The sequence below is a fragment of the Catenuloplanes nepalensis genome (genome assembly GCF_030811575.1).
Lineage (GTDB): Bacteria > Actinomycetota > Actinomycetes > Mycobacteriales > Micromonosporaceae > Catenuloplanes > Catenuloplanes nepalensis.
Window position 1 is genome coordinate 2,571,141 of sequence record NZ_JAUSRA010000001.1, and the last position, 15,893, is coordinate 2,587,033.

The window sequence follows — 15,893 nt, forward strand, 5'->3', positions numbered from 1 at the left end:
GACGACGGCCGGAAACCCCCGATGAACAATTCCCGGCCGCCGTCCTCGCGAGTGTGGGCCGGCGAACGGGCATGGACGCGGGCAGCGCGGGAACTCGGCACCGGTGAGGATTCTGGTGACGGGTGCGAGCGTGGCAGGACCGGCGGCGGCGTACTGGCTGGCCCGGGCGGGGCATGACGTGACGGTCGTCGAGGCCGCGCCGGAGTTGCGCGAGGGCGGGCAGAACATCGACGTGCGCGGGACCGGCCGCGAGGTGATCCGGCTGATGGGCCTGGAGGACGCGGTGCGCGGCCGCAACACCGGCGAGGTCGGGACCAGGTTCGTCGACGAGCGCGGCGCGGCCGTCGCGGAGTTCCCGGTCGACGGCCGGGCGGGCACGGACGGCCCGACCGCGGAGCTGGAGATCCTGCGCGGCGCGCTGGCCCGCCTGCTGGCCGACGCCTGCCCGCCCGCGGTCACCTGGCGGTTCGGCGACCGGATCGCCGGCCTGGCGCAGGACGACGGCGGCGTCGACGTCGAGTTCGCCGGTGGCGCGCGGGAGCGCTTCGCGCTGGTCGTGGTCGCGGAGGGCGTCGGATCCCGTACCCGCGAGATGGTCTTCGGATCCTCCCCGCGCGAGCGGGCGCTCGGCATGTACTCCGCCTACGGCACGATCCCGCGGACCACGGCCGACGACGACTGGTGGCGGGTGCACATCGCCCCCGGCGCCCGGCAGGTGATGCTGCGCCCGGACGACGTCGGCGGGACCAGGGCAAACCTCAACTTCCGCACCGCCACGCCGGAGCTGGACGGCCTGGACGACGCCGCCACTCGCGCGGCGCTGCGGTCCCGGTTCGCCGGCCTCGGCTGGGAGACGCCGCGCATCCTGGACGGTTTCGACAGCGCGGACGACCTCTACGTCGACTGGCTCCGCCAGATCGACTGCCCGACCTGGCACCACGGCCGCGTCTGCCTGCTCGGCGACGCCGCCTGGTGCGTCACCCCGATCGGCGGCGGCGGAACCTCGCTCGCGATCACCGGCGCCTACGTCCTGGCCGCCTACCTGTCCCAGGCGCCGTACCCGGAGGCGTTCGCCCGCTACGAGCAGTGGATGCGCCCGCTGGTCACCGACGCCCAGCGTCTGCCGCCCGGCGTCCCGCGCATCGCCGCCCCGGCCTCCCGCGCCGGTGTCCGCCTCCTCCGCCTCGGTACCCGCGTCGCCGCGCTCCCGCTCGTCCGTTCCCTCGCCGCCCGCCTCACCACCGGCCCGAAGACCGCCCGCGAGCTGCCCGTGCCAGCGGCCTGAGAACGGCCGGCGAGCCGGATACTGTACGGCTGGTCTCCGGTGGCCGGCGTCCGGGCGCGCGCCGCTCCGGGCCGTCGCGGTGACATGCGGGGTGGTCGTGGTGGAGGCCAGGCGCGCTCATTGATGGCACCGGGGGAGTCTCCCGGGCGCCTTTGTCGTCCTGAGCCGCGGATCCAGGCGGCCGACGCCGACGAGGTCTCAGCCGGCGAGGGTGATGATGTCGCGGAGGACGGCGGCGGCGGAGGGGATGGCGTCGGGCTCGCGGGTGGTGGCGGAGAGACGGCCGGCGACGTCGGTGTGGACGACGATGCCCATCTCCTCCGCGTCCATTCGGGCCAGCGGGTGGTCGAGGGGCAGTTCGGCGGGGGCGACCGTCAGGTGCCAGCCGTCGACGCCCGGGACCGCGGTGGCGAGCGGGACGATGCGGCGGCCGGCGGCGCGGGCGCGGAGCAGGTCGTCGCGGGTGACGCCGGTGATGCCGGTGCGGTCCACGTCGGAGAGGCGGGCGCGGGTGCCGAGCGTGGCGTTGGCGAGGATGACCAGTTTGCAGGCGGCGTCCCAGCCGTCCAGGTCGAACGACGGGTCCGGCTCGGCGATGCCGGTGGCCTGGGCGCGGGCGACCGCGTCGGCGGGGGAGAGGCCGTCCTCGATCAGACTGAGCACGTAGACGCTGGTGCCGTTCAGCGCGGCCTCGATCCTGGTCGCGCGCGCGGAGGTGAGCGTGGCGCGCAGCAGCGTCACGGTCGGCAGCGCGCCGCCGACGCACGCGCTGTAGGCGACGGCCGGGCCGGGGCCGGTCAGCTCGTCCCAGGCGAGCACGAGCGGGGCCTTCGCGGCCAGGACCACCGGGATCCCGGCCGAGCGGGCGGCGCGGACCGCGACCAGGCCGGCGCCGCCGGTCTCCAGGTCGCCGGGGCCGGCCTCGATCAGCATGTCGAACTCGACGCCGGCGGCGAGCACGTCCGCGATCGTGCCGCCGGCCACGGTGACGCCGGGCAGGTCGACGGCGCGGCCACCGGCGGCCTTGTGCGCGGCGAGCGCCGCGGGATCGATGCCACCGGCGTCGACGATCGCACCGGAGGAGTCGACCGCCGCCACCACACGGAGGTCGAGCCCGCGGCCTCCGCGCGGGTCCGGGCCGGGGCTGTCGTCGAGGGTGGCGATCAGGTGCAGCAGGTTGCCGCCGATCGCGCCGAGGCCGCTGATCGCCAGGCGGGTCATCGCGACGCCTCCGTCAGAACCAGCGGGACGCCGTCGTGCAGCCGCCGGTCCGGGTGCGCGAGGATCCACGCCTTCGCGGCCGGGCCGATCCGGTAGCCGCGGCGGCCGTCGGCCGTGGTGACGTGCGGGGAGGTGACCGCCCGCAGTGCCGTCCAGACCGCGTCGGCCAGCGTGGTGAAGTCCTGCCGGACCGGGTCGGCGTGGTCGTCCGGGAACCACGTCCAGGCCAGCCGCCCGGGCCGCATCGACGCGGACCCGCCGGTGGTGGTGGACCGCAGGTACTGGATGAGCGGCCCGCCGTCCTCGCCGCGCAGCCGGAGGAACGCCTGCAGGCCGTTGCCGCGCATCGCGTCCGGCAGCGAGTCGTGCGGTGTGCTGGTCCGTGCCCGCTGGTCGTGCGTCTCCCACCCGCCCAGCTCCGCGACCACCGGCGCGAGCCGTGCCTCGAACGCGGCCTCGTCCTCGAGCATCATGAACGTACCGACCCGCCGCGACCGCGACCCCGCCTGGAACATCGGGCAATCATGACAGCAGCGGGTCGAACGATCTTCCCGGGAGTACGTTGTCCGGGTCATGAGTGATTTCGCGGAGCAGATCAGGGACACGTTCCGGCGTGGCGACAGCGACGGCGTGGTGCGGCTCGCCGAGGCGGAGATCGCCCGCGCCCGGGTGGCCGGCGACCCGGCCGGCGAGGTCGAGGCGCTGTATTCACTGGCCCGGGTCGCGGCCCGCGGCGGCGACCTCGAGGAGTCCCGGCGGCTCGCGTCGGCCGCGCTGGACGTGGCGGTCCGGGCCGGGGACAGGCGGCTGGAGGAGCGCCCGCGGCACGTGCTGGCCGCGGTGACCCGGATGTCCGGCGACCTGGTCGCGGCGCGCGGGCTCTACGAGGCCAGCATCGCGCTGAACGAGGAGCTGGGCCACGCGGAGACGGTCACCACGGAGACGCACAATCTGGCCTTCACGGAGCTGCACCTGGGCGACCTCGACCGGGCCCGCGAGCTGTTCGCCCGCAGCCGCGAGGCGGTCTTCGCCCGGGGGTACGACGCGTTCGTGCCCTACGTCGGCGTCGGCGCGGCCGCGCTCGCCTCGGCCGAGCGCGATCACGCGCGGGCCGCGCGCATGCTGGGGCTGGCGGAGAGCGCGTTCGCGGCGGCCGGCCAGGTCCCGGACCCGGACGACGCCGAGGAGCTGCGCCGGATCCGGGACGCCGCGGTGGCGGCGCTCGGCCCGGACGGGTTCGCGACGGAGCACGACGCAGGCACCGCGCTCGACCCGGTCAGTGAGCTTTCGTCAGCCCGGCGCACCCGGACCGTCGACTGATGCCGTGCCGGCTATCTCAGGCGTGCCGGACCGCGTCCACGGCCTCGTCGAAGATCGCCCCGACGTCGCCGGTGCCGCCGCGCCGGGCCCAGATCTCGGCGGCGGTGTCCAGGCAGGCCAGCGCGGCCGAGACGATCGCGTGCGCGGCCGGATCGGGCACGTCGCCGGGCTCGCGGCCGAGCCGCCGGGTGACCTCCGGGACCAGCAGGTCGAGCCAGGCGAGCCGCTTCTCCAGGCGCCGGGCCCGCAGCGACGGCGTGTTCAGGAACATCTCGGTGATCGCGAGCGCACGCTCCGGCGGGTTGTCCTCCAGCACGTGCAGCGCGGCGCGCAGCGCCTCCCACGGCTCCTCGCCGGCCGGGCGGTCGCGCAGCGCGGCCAGCACGGACTGCCCGGCCGCGAGCATGTCGCCGAGCACGATGTCCTCCTTGGACCCGACGTAGCGGAACAGCGAGCGCGGTGAGACGCCGGCCTCCCGCGCGATCTGGTCGGTGGTGGTGGCGTCGAAGCCCTGCGCCACGAAGAGGCGCATCGCGGCGTCGGCGATCTCCCGCTCGACCGCACGCCGGTTGCGTTCCCGGATTCCCATGCACCGATCATATCAGCCGACGCCATATTGGCACAGACTGCCAACTTGACGTACGGTGCGGTCATGCAGCCACTGGAGCACCACACGCAGACCGTCCTGATCACCGGCGCCAGCTCCGGCATCGGCGCGGAGTTCGCCCGCCGGCTCGCCGCCCGCGGATCCGACCTGGTCCTGGTCGCCCGCCGGGCCGACCGGCTGGAAGCGCTCGCGGCCGAGCTGCGGGCGGCGCACGGCGTACCCGCGACGGCTCTGGCCCTTGATCTGTCTTCCGAGGCGCCGGGAGCCGCGCTCGCCGCGGAGCTGGACCGGCGCGGCATCGCGGTCACCGCGGTGATCAACAACGCCGGGTACGGCAGCTGGGGCCGGTTCCACGACGACGATCCGGAACGGCTGCGGCGCATGATCGCGGTCGACGTGACCGCGGTGGCGGACATCAGCCGCGCGTTCATCAACCGGCTGCGCGAGCACGGCCGCGGCTACCTGCTGAACGTGACCAGCGTGGCGGCCTACGCGCCGGTGCCGAACCAGGCCGCGTACTCCGCGACCAAGGCGTTCGTGCTCAGCCTGACCGAGTCGCTGTGGGCGGAGTCGCGCGGTACCGGGCTGCGCGTGCTGGCGTTCGCGCCGGGCGTCACCCGAACCGAGTTCTTCGACGTGGTCGGCAGCACGGACGCGGACGGCGGTTCGCGCTACCGGACGCCGGCGCAGGTGGTCGACGCCGCACTGCGCGTGCTGGACCGGCGGGACCCGCCGCCGAGCGCGGTGGCCGGGCGGCTCAACCATGCGCTGACGCTGGCCGGGCGCCTGGTCACCCGGCGGCTCGGCGTGACGCTCGCGGCGGCGAACACGCTGAGATGACAGTATTCGCCTAAATCAACCCTAATTAATGGCGTTTCTGGGGTGATGCGAGGGATGATGTGCGTCGATCTTCCTGGGAGGCGGGCACATGAGGCGCACAGTCATCGGATCGATCGTGCTGGCCGTGGCGGCCGCGGGCGGGCTGGTCGCACAGACGTCCGTGAGCTCGGCGTCCGTGAGCTCGGCGTCCGTGAGCTCGGCCGACGTCGTCGCGGCCGCGGCGATCTGCAACATCCACTGCGACGGGCGGGACGCCGGGCAGGCCGGCGGTGATCGGACGCCGGTCAGCGGCACGATCCACGGCCGGACCGTGCGCGTGCACGCCAGCGACCCGGACGCGATGATCTGGGGCACGATCGAGAACGGCTCGCCCGGCGACGAGGTGTGGCTGGACCGGTCGTTCGACGGCGGCCGCAGCTGGGCCTCCGGCAGCCGGCTCGGCTTCGTCACGGTCCCGGCCGGGCAGCGCTCGGCCCGGTCGCCGATGTTCAACGTGGACGACTGGGGCACCCGCGGCGTCGGCGTGCTGCGCGCCTGCGGCCGGGCGAGCGACCGGCCGGAGATCGCGTGCACGCCGTGGGCGCGCAGCGACTGGAACGCCGGTGACCGCAAGCGCGCGGCCGCGACCGCGCTGATGATGCGCTACGACCAGGGCACCGGGCTGTTCGACGGGAACGCGTGGTGGACCAGCGCGAACGCGATGTCCGCGCTGATCGAGAACATCCGGGTCTCCGGCATGGGCAGCTACACGTACGCGATCGCGAACACCTACGACCGGCAGATCAACGCGGCGCAGGGGCAGTTCCGCAACGAGTACATCGACGACACCGGCTGGTGGGGGCTGACCTGGCTGGCCGCCTACGACCTGACCGGCGACACGCGCTACCTCGACACCGCGCGGGCCGACGCGGACCACATGCACGGCTTCTGGGACACCGTGTGCGGTGGCGGCGTCTGGTGGCGCAACGACAGGCAGTACAAGAACGCGATCGCGAACAGCCTCTACATCCAGCTGAACGCGGAGATCGCGCAGCGCACCGGCAACGCGGTCTACCGGCAGCGCGCCGAGGCGGGCTGGGCGTGGTTCCGCGGCACCGGCATGATCAACGGTGACAACCTGGTGATCGACGGGATCAGCCTGCAGACGTGCAAGGGCGTCAGCGGGCCGCTCACGTACAACCAGGGTGTCCTGATCAATGCGCTGACCGGGCTGAACAAGCTGACCGGCAACGCCGAGGCGCTCGCCACCGCGCGCCGCCTCGCGGACGCGGTCACGGTCTCCGGCCGCCTCACCCAGAACGGCATCCTGCGCGAGCCCGGCGAGCAGGACGCCTGCACCGGCGACCAGCCCGCCTGGAAGGGCGCGTTCGCCCGGGGCCTCGGCGTGCTGGACCGCGCGACCGGCGGCGCCTACACGCCGTGGCTGCGCCGCAACGCGGACACGATCTACGCCAACGACCGGAACAGCTTCGACGCGTACGGATCACACTGGTCCGGCCCGTACATCGACACCGACCACAGCTGCCAGCAGAGCGCGCTGGACCTGCTCAACACGGTCTGACCCGGCCGTGTGGTCCGGCCCGTGCGACGGGCCGGGCCACACGGGCTCAGACGGTCGGCGCCATCCGGTCCGGGTCGGCCTGGTGCGGCACGATCACCGGCGCCGCGGGGCGGTCGTCGATCTCGGCCTCGGAGGCCGAGTCGTACCCGACGAAGTAGTTCGGCCGGCCCTGCGCGGAGACGTAGATCCGGGCCACGTACTCGCCGAGCAGGCCCAGGCAGAGCAGCTGCAGCGCGCCGAGGAATACCGTGATGAGCATCGACGACGCCCAGCCGGGCACCGCGCTGTGGTTGAAGTACGCGAAGATCGTGAACAGCGCCAGCAGCACGCAGGTGGCCATGCCGGCCAGGCCGAGCCAGGTGGCGACCCGCAGCGGGGCCGCGGTGAAGCCGGTGACGCTGTCCAGCGCGAGCCGGATCATCTTGGACAGCGGGTACTTCGACTCGCCGGCCGCGCGCCTCTCCCGCACATAGGTGACCTCGCCGCTGGGCAGGCCGGTCCACGGCACCAGCAGGCGGTAGACCGGGCGGTTCTCCGGGAGCTGGCGCAGCACGTCGACGGTGGCGCGGCTGAGCAGGCGGAAGTCGCCGGCCTGGGACGGCACGTTGCGGCCGACCACGCTGCGCATCAGCCGGTAGTACGCCCCTGCGGTCCACCGCTTGAAGATCGTGTCGGTGGTCCGGTCGGTGCGTACGCCGTACACGATGTCGAGGCTCTCGGTCTGTGCCAGGCGCAGCATGTCGGCCAGCACCTCCGGCGGGTCCTGCAGGTCGGCGTCGATGCTGGCCACGTAGTCGCCGTAGGCGCGGTGCAGGCCCGCGGTCAGCGCGCCCTGGTGCCCGCAGTTGCGGCCGAGCCGGATGACCCGCAGCTGCGGCCAGGACCGCCGCATCGCCGCCAGCATCAGCGGGGTGGCGTCGCGGCTGCCGTCGTCGACCGCCACCACCTCGTAGGACTCACCGAGCCCGTCGAGCACCGGGCGGAGCCGCTCTGCGAAGGAGGGGAGGACCGCCTCCTCGTTGTAGATCGGAACGACGACAGAGAGCGTCGGGGCTGAACGCACCGGTTGGACCCTTCCTCGAGTGAGAACGCGCCGAATCATAAAGGCATTCACATGGGTTCGGGGCGACGGCCTCACCAAAATCCAATGTGCGGTGATCATGGTGGATAGTCCGGTTTGTCAAACGTGCACCGGAAATCCCGAACTGCTGCACGGCGAGTTTCGGGGACGTTATCGGACTGTGCTTCCGGGATCCGCGTTGATCACGCTGAGAGAAGGATCGGTGACCGTATCCGAGACAACTTGCAGCCAGCTCGGAATTGCCTTAAGAATGTCCCCCCGTGTCCTCCATATCCCTGACCGCGAGCCCGGACCGGGCCGGGGTCCCCGCGGACAAGCCGTTGCCCGAGCCTCAGGACGTGGAGTCGACCGCCGCCGGCCGGTCGTGGTGGCCCGCGTTGCGCACCGGCACTGTGATCTCGGTCGCGTCCTATGTGGCCTGGCTGGTCGTCACCATTTACAAACAGTACGACCGCAAGGTCGGGGATCCAGTCAGCATCGCCGATCTATTGCAGGCATGGTGGCGCTTCGACCAGACGAAATACACCCGGATCGCGGAAAGCGGCTATGCCACCGACCCGGTCGATCCGGCATTCTTTCCGCTGTATCCATTCCTGATCCGGGTGACGGACGTCATATCCCCGGGCGGCCCGAAGACGGCCGGCGTGGTCGTCGCGGGCATTGCCATGTTCGCCATGTACGTGCTGTTGTACCGCTTCACGGAAGTGGAGTTCGGACGGGACGTGGCGGCGCGGACGTCCTGGGCGATGGCGATCTGGCCGGTCGCGTTCTACCTCGGCATCGGATTCAACGTCTCGCTGTTCATCGCGCTGATGATCGGCACGCTCTACGCGATCCGCCGCGGTCACTGGTGGCTGGCCGGCGCGCTCGGCGGCCTGGCGTCCGCGACCCGCTCGGCCGGCCTGCTGCTCGGCCTCGCGTTCGCCTACGAGTACCTGCGGGTGTACGGCTTCCGCTGGCGCTGGAACGTTCTCGCCGCCGGCCTGATGCCGTCCGGCCTCCTCGCCTACATGGGATACCTGTGGTGGCGCTTCGACGACCCGCTCCGGTTCAGCGGCGTGGCCATGGAGCCGTGGGGACGCGAGCTCGACTGGCCGTGGACCGGGATCGTCGAGGCCGTCCAGCTCATCGTCACCGAACCGCTGGTGGACTGGCGCACCCTGCACAGCATCTTCGACCTGGCGGCCGTACTGCTCGTCATCGCGCTGCTGGTGCTGTGCTTCACCGGCCCGTGGCGGATGCGCCAGGACCAGTGGGTCCTGCCGCTGCTCGGCACCGGACTGCTCCTCTTCGCGATCTCGTTCCCGGCCGGCCCGGTCACCAACGAGCCGCTCATGTCCGCGCCCCGGTACGTGATGGAGGTGCTCGCGGCGTTCATCCTGCTGGGCCGCCTGCGGTTCAGCGCGTTCCAGGTCTACACGCTGATCTCGCTGCCGCTCCAGGGAGTCCTGCTGATCCACCTGCTGAACAACGACTGGGTCGTCTGACACCGGGCCGGGTCAATGCGGTGCCTCCGGGTCAGCTGCCGAGTTCCTGGCGGCACTCGGCCTCGGTGACGCACTGGAAGAGGACCTCGTCCACGCCGGCCTTCCCGGCCAGCGTGGCCGAGGTGTCCCCGTCGCGCAGCGCCGCGTAGGCCTCCAGGTCCGTCGTCCGGACCGTGAACTTCTCCGACAGGTTGTCCTTGTTGATCGGCGCCGCGCTCGGCTGGTTCTCCAGGAACTCGGTCATGTCCTGGTAGGCCTGCTCCTTCGTGATCAGCGAGACCTCGCTGACTCCCGGCAGCGCGCGCAGTGCCGCCTCGACCTCGGCCCGCTGCCCGGCCGTGATGTCCGGCTCCAGGAAGACGATCATCTCCGGGTTCTCGCGGAGCACCGCACCACCCCCGCCCGCGGACGACGAGCAGGCGGACAGCAGCAGGACGGCGGCGAGCGCCGCGGCGACGATCGAGAGGGTACGCACCCGCCGAGGTTAGCGTTCACAGCTGGACCGCGTCCGCGCAGTGCGGACAGCGGGTCGGGCACGGTGTCCGCGGCGGTGCGGCGCCGAGGCCGCTGGTCTCCAGCACCAGCGTCACGGCGTCCTCCAGGCCGGCCGACTCCGGGATGAGGTGCTCGCCCGCCAGGCCGAGCAGGTCCCGGGGCGTGTACCAGCCGCGCATGTCCTCCGGCGTGAAGCCGACCCGGTAGGGGAGCGTGTGGTGCCGGCGGACCGTCTCCTCGAACGACAGGTCGAAGTAGTACGCGTGCGCCGGGCCGGGATGCTCCGCGACCAGGTCGTGCAGCACGGCCGCGTACCGCTCGGTGTGCAGGATGCCCTCCAGCACCACGTGATATCCGAGGCCGAGCGCGGCCCGGGCGGTCGCGGCGATGAACGCGGGCGCGACCGGGTCGATGCGGGAGCTGTCGTGCTCGCGCAGCACCACGCGGCGCAGCTGGTCCTGCTCCAGCAGCGCGCAGCCCCGGCCGTACCGCCGGCGGACCTCGCGCGCCGTAGTCGACTTTCCGCTGCCCGAATTGCCGCGGATCAACACCAGCGTCGAGTGGTCGGTCACGACCGGACACTAGCGGCGCGGCAGCGAGTGAGCAGCGGCGGGCTGGTGGGTGAGCAGTCCGCGCGGCGACGGTGTGGGCATGGACGATGTTCGCGACCTCGCGGTGATCCGGCGGGCCGTGGCGTCCGATCTCGACGCCGTGAACGACATGCACGCGCGCTGCTCGGCCGAGACGCGGCGAGCCCGCTACCACGGGCAGCGGGACCGGATCAGGGCGGTGGAGTGGGCGGCGCTGCACGACCCGCGGTACGGGTTCAGCGCGCTGGTCACCGTGCAGAACCACACGGTCGGGCTGGTGAACGTGATCGGCGCCGGCCCGGAGACGCTCTGGGAGGCCGGGCTGCTGATCGAGGACTCGTGGCAGGGACGCGGGCTCGGCACCCGGGCCGCCGCCTACCTGGTGTGGGAGGCGCGCGCGTCCGGCGCCTGCGGCATCGAGGCGCTGGTCGAGTCGGACAACGCGCGCGGCAAACGGGTCTTCTCCCGGCTCGGCGCGGAGTGGTTCCGCGAGGAGCCGGGCGTGCTGACCGCGCGCATCCGGTTCAGCGTTCCGGCGGCGGTGGGTTCAGATCGATCGCCGTCCCGTCCGCCCATGGGCGCATGTCGGTGAGGAACACGCTCTCCCCGTCCGGCCGCCGCATCTCCAGCCAGCGGCGCAGCGCCGACCGGGTGGCCGCGCTCGGCACGCCCGCGATCTGCGAGACACCCTCGCCGGTCAGCGTGGCCCGCGCGGTCGCCTGATAAGCCCGGTTGATCAGCTGCTTCTGCCGTCCGACCTGGACCCGGGGCCGGCGCGCGTACCGCCCGGCGAGCCGCTGCGCCTCCGCCATCACGCCGACCGCGCAGACCTTGTCGATCAAACCCAGATCAAGGGCTTCCGACGCGGTGTACGGCTCGCCGTCCAGCAGCATGCGCAGCGCCCGCGCCGGCCCGACCAGGTGCGTCAGCCGCTGCGCGCCGAGCGTGGTGGTCAGCCCGATGGTCAGCTCCGGCACCACGAACGACGACCGCGCCGACGCGATCCGCTGGTCGAAGAAGACCGACATCTCCAGCCCACCGCCGCCGCACGGCCCGTCGATCGCCGCGATCCACACCGCGGGCGACCGCATGATCCGCAGCACCAGATCGTGCCAGCGCACGATGCCGTGCACCCCGGCCAGCCGGGACTTCCGCAGTATCGGCCCGGCCCCGAGCGCGGTCAGCGCCCGCACCGCACCCAGCAGCACCCGCGCACCGGCCACCGGCAGCCGCGGCGCGGACTCCGCGGTCGCGGACAGCTCCGCGATGTCCCAGTGCGTGATGTACCGCCCCGGCACCGCACTCCCGACCACCACCGCACCGATCCCCGGATCGCGCTCCACCTCCCGCACCACGGACTGCAACGCTTCGATCAGCGGCCGTGCCATGTAGTTGTGCGGCGGCTCGTCGATCAGCACGGTGAGAACGCGGCCGTCCCGCGCGGTCCTGATGGTCACCGCCACATGATCCACACCCCCGATAAACACCCGAACGACGAAACCTCAACCCCAGATCTTCCCGCTCCCGGCCCGCCCACTCCGGGCATGCTCCCGCGGGCCCCGGTCGTCGCTGGCGCTCCTCCCTTCCGCTCCCGGCCCACTCACCCCACCCCCGGCCGGCGTTCTCTGTTGTCGAGCGCCTGGCGCCCGCACCCTCCTGATCGTCCGGCTTGTCTACCACCAACGCTGCCCCCACGACCTCCCCTACCCAGGGCGTGCCACCAGTGAGTGGCAGGTCTGCCTCTACCGCAGCACTCCAGGAGGCGGGGATCCGGGCACCGTTCCGCCACTCCGCCGGGCACCGTTCCGCCACTCCGCCGGGCACCGTTCCGCCACTCCGCCGGGCGACGTGCTCGGCTCCGGCGGTGCGTTCCGCCGGGCGGCCAGCGCCGGTGCGGGGGTGCGGTCTGCGGGCACTCCGTGCCCGAAATATCATCATAAATCGCGCGTGGTCTGTTTGGTAGCCCTATGTGGCTCCTCGGGCGAGCGGAGCGCCTGAGTGATCAATCAGTGGAGCAAAAGATAGATCGAATTCGCTTGTTGACCTATCTTTTGCTCCACTGATTGATCACTCAGGGTGGATGGGCTGCGTTGCGCGAGGAGGGAGGCCAACGCTGGGTCGAGATATGCCGATATTTCGGCACAATGCGCCTGGTGTCCGATGGTCAGGCTTGCGCGTCCGGCTTGCTAGCCGGGGCGTGCGGGGTGCGCTGGCTTGCGGCGCGTGCGGGGTGCGCGGGCTTGCGGCGTGCGCGGGCTGCGGGCTTGCGGGGCGTGCGGGCTTGCGGCGTGCGCGGGGTGCGGGCGTGCGGGGTGCGGGCTTGCGGGGCCTGCGGGCTTGCGGGGCGTGCGGCGTGCGGGGTGCGGGCTTGCGGGGCGTGCGGGGTGCGTGGGGCGTGCGGGCTTGCGGGGTGCGGGCTCGCGGGGTGCGGGCTTGCGGGGTGTGCGGGGGTGCGGGCTTGCGAAGCGTGCGGGGTGCGTGGGGCGTGCGGGGTGTGCGGGCTTGCGGGGTGCGGGGGCTTGCGGGGTGCCGGGGGCTTGCCGGAGTGGATCAGTGAGTGGTACGTGGGTCGATCGAACTCGCTGGCTGATCTACCTCAGGTGTCACTCATTGATCGTTCGCGGGGTGCCGGGCTCGTCCGTGGTGGTGGGTTGGGTGTGGATCGGGCCGGGAGGGTGGCGGCGGGGCGTCACAATATTGATCATGGCTCCGCGTGTTGTGCTGACTGCTGTGGGTGGTGCGCTGTTCGTGTTGGCGCCGCTTCTGCTGGTGCTGACCGGGAACACCGAGATCGTGACCTCGTCGGACGACGGGGCGGGTGGGCGGCCACTGTGGACCGCGGTCGTGCCGGTGCTGGTGGGGATGGCGCTGATTCGGCTGGTGCCGCCGTCGCTGCCGCGGATGCCGGTGGTGGAGGGCGGTGCGCGGACGGCGATCGTGCGGCAGGTGTGGTGGCTGGCAGGGATCGCGGTGGCGTTTCCGGTGCTGGTGGCGGTCGTGGGTGGACAGTCGCCGGCGTACCCGGTGGTCAAGGTGGTTCTGTTTCTCGGCGGCGCGCTGCTGGTCACCCGGCTGGTGCGGGCCGAGCTGCCGCAGGCCGTACCCGCGCGGTGGTTCTGGGTGGTTCCGGCGATCGCCGGGTGGGGCGTGCTGGCGTTCTGGGTGCCGTCGGATCTGGCCGTCTACCGGGAGATGGACCGGGTTTTCCTGGTGGCCGCGATGACCATCACGTTCCTGACCGCGAGCGTGCTGGAGGAGTGGTTCTACCGGGTCACGCTGCAGACCCGGCTGGAGGCGGTGGCCGGGCGGTGGCCGGCGATCGTGGCGACGTCGCTGCTGTTCGCGGCCATGCACATTCCGAGCCACCTGGGTGATGGCCACGTGTGGGTGTCGCTCGGCGCGATGATCGCGTTCCAGGGCTTCTTCGGCCTGTTCGCCGGCTATCTGTGGTCGCGCTATCGGCGGTTCGGTGCGCTGGTGGTGGTGCACGGTGCGGTCAACGCGCTGCCGTTGCTGCCGGTGTTCCTGAGCTGACGGGGATTGAGAAGAAGTCTTTGCAAAGATATCTTCTCAATCATGACCGACGCGCGCACGCTCTCCGACGTCGAGACGCTCAAGGCGCTCGCCCATCCGCTGCGGCAGCGGATGCTGACCCGGCTCCAGCGGCACGGCGCCGCCACCTCCGCCGACCTGGCCGCGGAGTTCGGCGTGGACCGGGGCGCGGCCAGTTACCACCTGCGCCAGCTGGAGCGCTTCGGGTTCCTCGAGGAGGACACCGCGCGGTCGGCCGGGCGCCGGCGGTACTGGCGGGCCGTGCGGCAGGACGTGCGGCTGCCGAGGGGCGCGGCCGATCCCGAGGTGGCGGCGGCCGCGTCCGAGGTCGGGCGGCAGTGGCACGAGCGCGCCGACGCCGACCTGGCGGCCTACCTGGCGGACCGGGAGGCGTTCGGCGAGTTCGCGGACGCGGCCCACCACTCGTTCGGTGGCACCTCGCTGACCGCGGCGGAGCTGGCCGAGTTCGGCGAGGAGTACATCGCGTTCCTGAAGCGGTGGTATCGCGAGCCCGGTCCCGGCCGCCGGCACGTCACCGTGCTGTTCCACGCGTTCCCCACGCCGTGACCGCGCCGACCGGAAAGGCCGGGCAGACCGGGCAGGCCGGGCAGACCGGGCAGGTCGCGCCGAGCGGGCAGGCTGAGAAAGCGGCGACGCCGCTGTGGCGGAATCGGGACTTCGCGCTGCTCTGGAGCGGGCAGGTCGTCTCCACGACGGGGGCGCGGATCAGTGCGACCGCGATGCCGCTGCTGGTCCTCGCGCTGACCGGTTCCCCCACGGACGCCGGCCTGGTCGGTGCCGCGGCCACGCTGCCGTACCTGATCGGTCACCTGCCGGCCGGGCCGCTCGTCGACCGGTGGAACCGCCGCCGGATCCTGCTGGTCAGCCAGGTGACCGCGGCCCTGGTGCTGGCCACCGTGCCGATCGCGCTGTGGCTGGGTGCGCTCACGGTCGCGCACCTCGCGGTCGTCGCGTTCGTGCACGGGCTGTGCTTCGTCTTCTTCGGCCTGGCCGAGGCGGCGGCGCTGCCGCTGATCGTGCCGCCGGCGCAGCTGCACACCGCGATCGCCCGCAACGAGGTACGCACCCGGGGCGCCGCGCTGGCCGGCGGCCCGCTCGGCGGCCTGCTCTTCGGGATCGACCGCGCTCTGCCGTTCGTGACCGAGGTGCTGTCGTACGCCGCCGCCTCGATCGCCCTGATCTTCCTGCGCCGCGATCTGCAGGAGGAGACGGCTGAGCCGCCGGAGCCGCTGTGGCGTGCCGCGCTGACCGGGCTGCGGTGGATCTGGCGGCACCCGCTGGTCCGGGCCGCGATCCTGCTGGTCACGGCCAGCAATCTGGTCTTCCAGGCGGTCATCCTGGTGCTCGTGGTCCGCGCGCAGGCCGGCGGCGCGAGCGCGGCGGAGACCGGCCTGATGCTCGGGATCTACTCCGGGGGCGGGATGCTCGGCGCGTTCGCGGCCGGGTGGCTGCACCGGTTCTTCACACCCCGGACGGTGATCATCGGTGTCAACTGGGTGTGGGCCGCGCTGCTGCCGCTGTTCGCGGTCACGGACGAGCCGCTGTGGCTGGGCGTGATCGGCGCCGCGACCGCGTTCGTCGGGCCGCTGTGGAACGTGGTCATCGTCGGCTACTTCGCGCTGCTGGTGCCGAACCAGTTGCAGGGCCGGGTGACCAGCGCGTCGAAGACGCTCTCCTGGGGCTCGATGCCGGTCGGGTCGCTGACCGGGGGCCTGCTGCTGAGCGGGCTCGGCGCGCGCGGCACCGTCCTGGTGCTGACCGGCATCATGCTGGCCACCGCGGTCGCGGCGACGGCCAGCCCGGCGGTGAGAGGCGGCGGCCAGTCGGGGTGAA

General features: G+C 72.5%; 16 protein-coding genes. 9 read left to right on the forward strand and 7 right to left on the reverse strand.

All coding sequences use genetic code 11. The features are described from left to right. Positions 1 to 115 precede the first annotated feature (115 nt). Positions 116 to 1,285 carry an FAD-dependent monooxygenase gene (locus tag J2S43_RS10750; protein WP_306828726.1) on the forward strand — a complete coding sequence of 390 codons (1,170 nt, stop codon included), beginning with the start codon at positions 116 to 118 and terminating at the stop codon, positions 1,283 to 1,285. Positions 1,286 to 1,483: 198 nt separating this feature from the next. On the opposite strand, the gene J2S43_RS10755 is transcribed toward J2S43_RS10750, so the two are convergent. Together J2S43_RS10755 and J2S43_RS10760 are read right to left on the reverse strand one after the other, a co-directional pair. Further along, positions 1,484 to 2,506 carry a homoserine dehydrogenase gene (locus J2S43_RS10755; protein ID WP_306828727.1) on the reverse strand — a complete coding sequence of 341 codons (1,023 nt, stop codon included), beginning with the start codon at positions 2,504 to 2,506 and terminating at the stop codon, positions 1,484 to 1,486. Continuing rightward, positions 2,503 to 3,021: a hypothetical protein gene (locus J2S43_RS10760; RefSeq protein WP_306828728.1), complete on the reverse strand. Its 519-nt coding sequence runs from the start codon at positions 3,019 to 3,021 to the stop codon at positions 2,503 to 2,505. Before J2S43_RS10760 ends, J2S43_RS10755 begins: the two co-directional genes overlap by 4 nt. Before the next feature lie 58 nt (positions 3,022 to 3,079). Here J2S43_RS10760 and J2S43_RS10765 point away from each other — a divergent pair, with 58 nt between their 5' ends. After that, positions 3,080 to 3,826 (forward strand): tetratricopeptide repeat protein, encoded by a 747-nt coding sequence (locus J2S43_RS10765; RefSeq protein WP_306828729.1) that lies wholly within the window; start codon positions 3,080 to 3,082, stop codon positions 3,824 to 3,826. A 16-nt stretch (positions 3,827 to 3,842) separates the two neighbouring features. On the opposite strand, the gene J2S43_RS10770 is transcribed toward J2S43_RS10765, so the two are convergent. Then, on the reverse strand, positions 3,843 to 4,415 hold the full coding sequence (locus J2S43_RS10770) for a TetR family transcriptional regulator (RefSeq protein ID WP_306828730.1): 573 nt from the start codon (positions 4,413 to 4,415) through the stop codon (positions 3,843 to 3,845). Positions 4,416 to 4,478: 63 nt separating this feature from the next. On the opposite strand from J2S43_RS10770, the gene J2S43_RS10775 reads away from it, so the two are divergent. Both J2S43_RS10775 and J2S43_RS10780 read left to right on the forward strand, forming a co-directional pair. Then, entirely contained in the window at positions 4,479 to 5,273 is a 795-nt protein-coding gene (locus J2S43_RS10775; RefSeq protein WP_306828731.1) for an SDR family NAD(P)-dependent oxidoreductase, read from the forward strand. Between the two features lie 88 nt (positions 5,274 to 5,361). Then, on the forward strand, positions 5,362 to 6,834 hold the full coding sequence (locus J2S43_RS10780; protein WP_306828732.1) for a glycoside hydrolase family 76 protein: 1,473 nt from the start codon (positions 5,362 to 5,364) through the stop codon (positions 6,832 to 6,834). 46 nt (positions 6,835 to 6,880) lie between these two features. Here J2S43_RS10780 and J2S43_RS10785 read toward each other — a convergent pair whose 3' ends face one another. Beyond that, on the reverse strand, positions 6,881 to 7,897 hold the full coding sequence (locus J2S43_RS10785) for a glycosyltransferase family 2 protein (protein WP_306828733.1): 1,017 nt from the start codon (positions 7,895 to 7,897) through the stop codon (positions 6,881 to 6,883). A 278-nt stretch (positions 7,898 to 8,175) separates the two neighbouring features. Here J2S43_RS10785 and J2S43_RS10790 point away from each other — a divergent pair, with 278 nt between their 5' ends. Continuing rightward, complete coding sequence (locus tag J2S43_RS10790) at positions 8,176 to 9,402, forward strand: putative hexosyltransferase (protein WP_306828734.1); 1,227 nt, start codon at positions 8,176 to 8,178, stop codon at positions 9,400 to 9,402. A 31-nt stretch (positions 9,403 to 9,433) separates the two neighbouring features. Here the strand turns inward: J2S43_RS10790 and J2S43_RS10795 are convergent, their stop codons facing one another. Then, entirely contained in the window at positions 9,434 to 9,877 is a 444-nt protein-coding gene (locus J2S43_RS10795) for a permease-like cell division protein FtsX (RefSeq protein WP_306828736.1), read from the reverse strand. Positions 9,878 to 9,893: 16 nt separating this feature from the next. Further along, complete coding sequence (locus J2S43_RS10800; protein WP_306828737.1) at positions 9,894 to 10,469, reverse strand: AAA family ATPase; 576 nt, start codon at positions 10,467 to 10,469, stop codon at positions 9,894 to 9,896. A gap of 79 nt (positions 10,470 to 10,548) precedes the next feature. On the opposite strand from J2S43_RS10800, the gene J2S43_RS10805 reads away from it, so the two are divergent. Beyond that, entirely contained in the window at positions 10,549 to 11,079 is a 531-nt protein-coding gene (locus J2S43_RS10805; protein ID WP_306828738.1) for a GNAT family N-acetyltransferase, read from the forward strand. Here the strand turns inward: J2S43_RS10805 and J2S43_RS10810 are convergent. After that, positions 11,012 to 11,944: an enoyl-CoA hydratase/isomerase family protein gene (locus tag J2S43_RS10810; protein WP_306828739.1), complete on the reverse strand. Its 933-nt coding sequence runs from the start codon at positions 11,942 to 11,944 to the stop codon at positions 11,012 to 11,014. The genes J2S43_RS10805 and J2S43_RS10810 overlap by 68 nt on opposite strands. A 1,246-nt stretch (positions 11,945 to 13,190) precedes the next feature. Between J2S43_RS10810 and J2S43_RS10815 the strand changes: the two genes are divergently transcribed. Genes J2S43_RS10815 through J2S43_RS10825 form a run of 3 tightly spaced genes read left to right on the forward strand, consistent with a single transcriptional unit; the run spans position 13,191 to position 15,892 of the window. Continuing rightward, positions 13,191 to 14,021, forward strand: coding sequence for a CPBP family intramembrane glutamic endopeptidase (locus J2S43_RS10815; RefSeq protein ID WP_306828740.1), 831 nt, complete (start codon positions 13,191 to 13,193; stop codon positions 14,019 to 14,021). Positions 14,022 to 14,063: 42 nt separating this feature from the next. Beyond that, a complete protein-coding gene (locus J2S43_RS10820) occupies positions 14,064 to 14,606 on the forward strand; it encodes an ArsR/SmtB family transcription factor (RefSeq protein WP_306828741.1) in 543 nt (180 codons plus the stop codon). Continuing rightward, the gene (locus tag J2S43_RS10825; RefSeq protein WP_306828744.1) at positions 14,603 to 15,892 is read left to right on the forward strand and encodes an MFS transporter; all 1,290 of its coding nucleotides are present in this window, start codon (positions 14,603 to 14,605) and stop codon (positions 15,890 to 15,892) included. Before J2S43_RS10820 ends, J2S43_RS10825 begins: the two co-directional genes overlap by 4 nt. The last annotated feature ends 1 nt before the right edge of the window (position 15,893 follow it).

Bases quoted from the DNA above. Each gene is read 5' to 3' on its own strand.
- J2S43_RS10780 (WP_306828732.1), top strand. From the start codon at position 5,362: ATGAGGCGCACAGTCATCGGATCGATCGTGCTGGCCGTGGCGGCCGCG.
- J2S43_RS10815 (WP_306828740.1), top strand. From the start codon at position 13,191: ATGGCTCCGCGTGTTGTGCTGACTGCTGTGGGTGGTGCGCTGTTCGTG.
- J2S43_RS10820 (WP_306828741.1), top strand. From the start codon at position 14,064: ATGACCGACGCGCGCACGCTCTCCGACGTCGAGACGCTCAAGGCGCTC.
- J2S43_RS10765 (WP_306828729.1), top strand. From the start codon at position 3,080: ATGAGTGATTTCGCGGAGCAGATCAGGGACACGTTCCGGCGTGGCGAC.
- J2S43_RS10770 (WP_306828730.1), bottom strand. From the start codon at position 4,415: ATGGGAATCCGGGAACGCAACCGGCGTGCGGTCGAGCGGGAGATCGCC.
- J2S43_RS10760 (WP_306828728.1), bottom strand. From the start codon at position 3,021: ATGTTCCAGGCGGGGTCGCGGTCGCGGCGGGTCGGTACGTTCATGATG.
- J2S43_RS10755 (WP_306828727.1), bottom strand. From the start codon at position 2,506: ATGACCCGCCTGGCGATCAGCGGCCTCGGCGCGATCGGCGGCAACCTG.
- J2S43_RS10775 (WP_306828731.1), top strand. From the start codon at position 4,479: ATGCAGCCACTGGAGCACCACACGCAGACCGTCCTGATCACCGGCGCC.
- J2S43_RS10805 (WP_306828738.1), top strand. From the start codon at position 10,549: ATGGACGATGTTCGCGACCTCGCGGTGATCCGGCGGGCCGTGGCGTCC.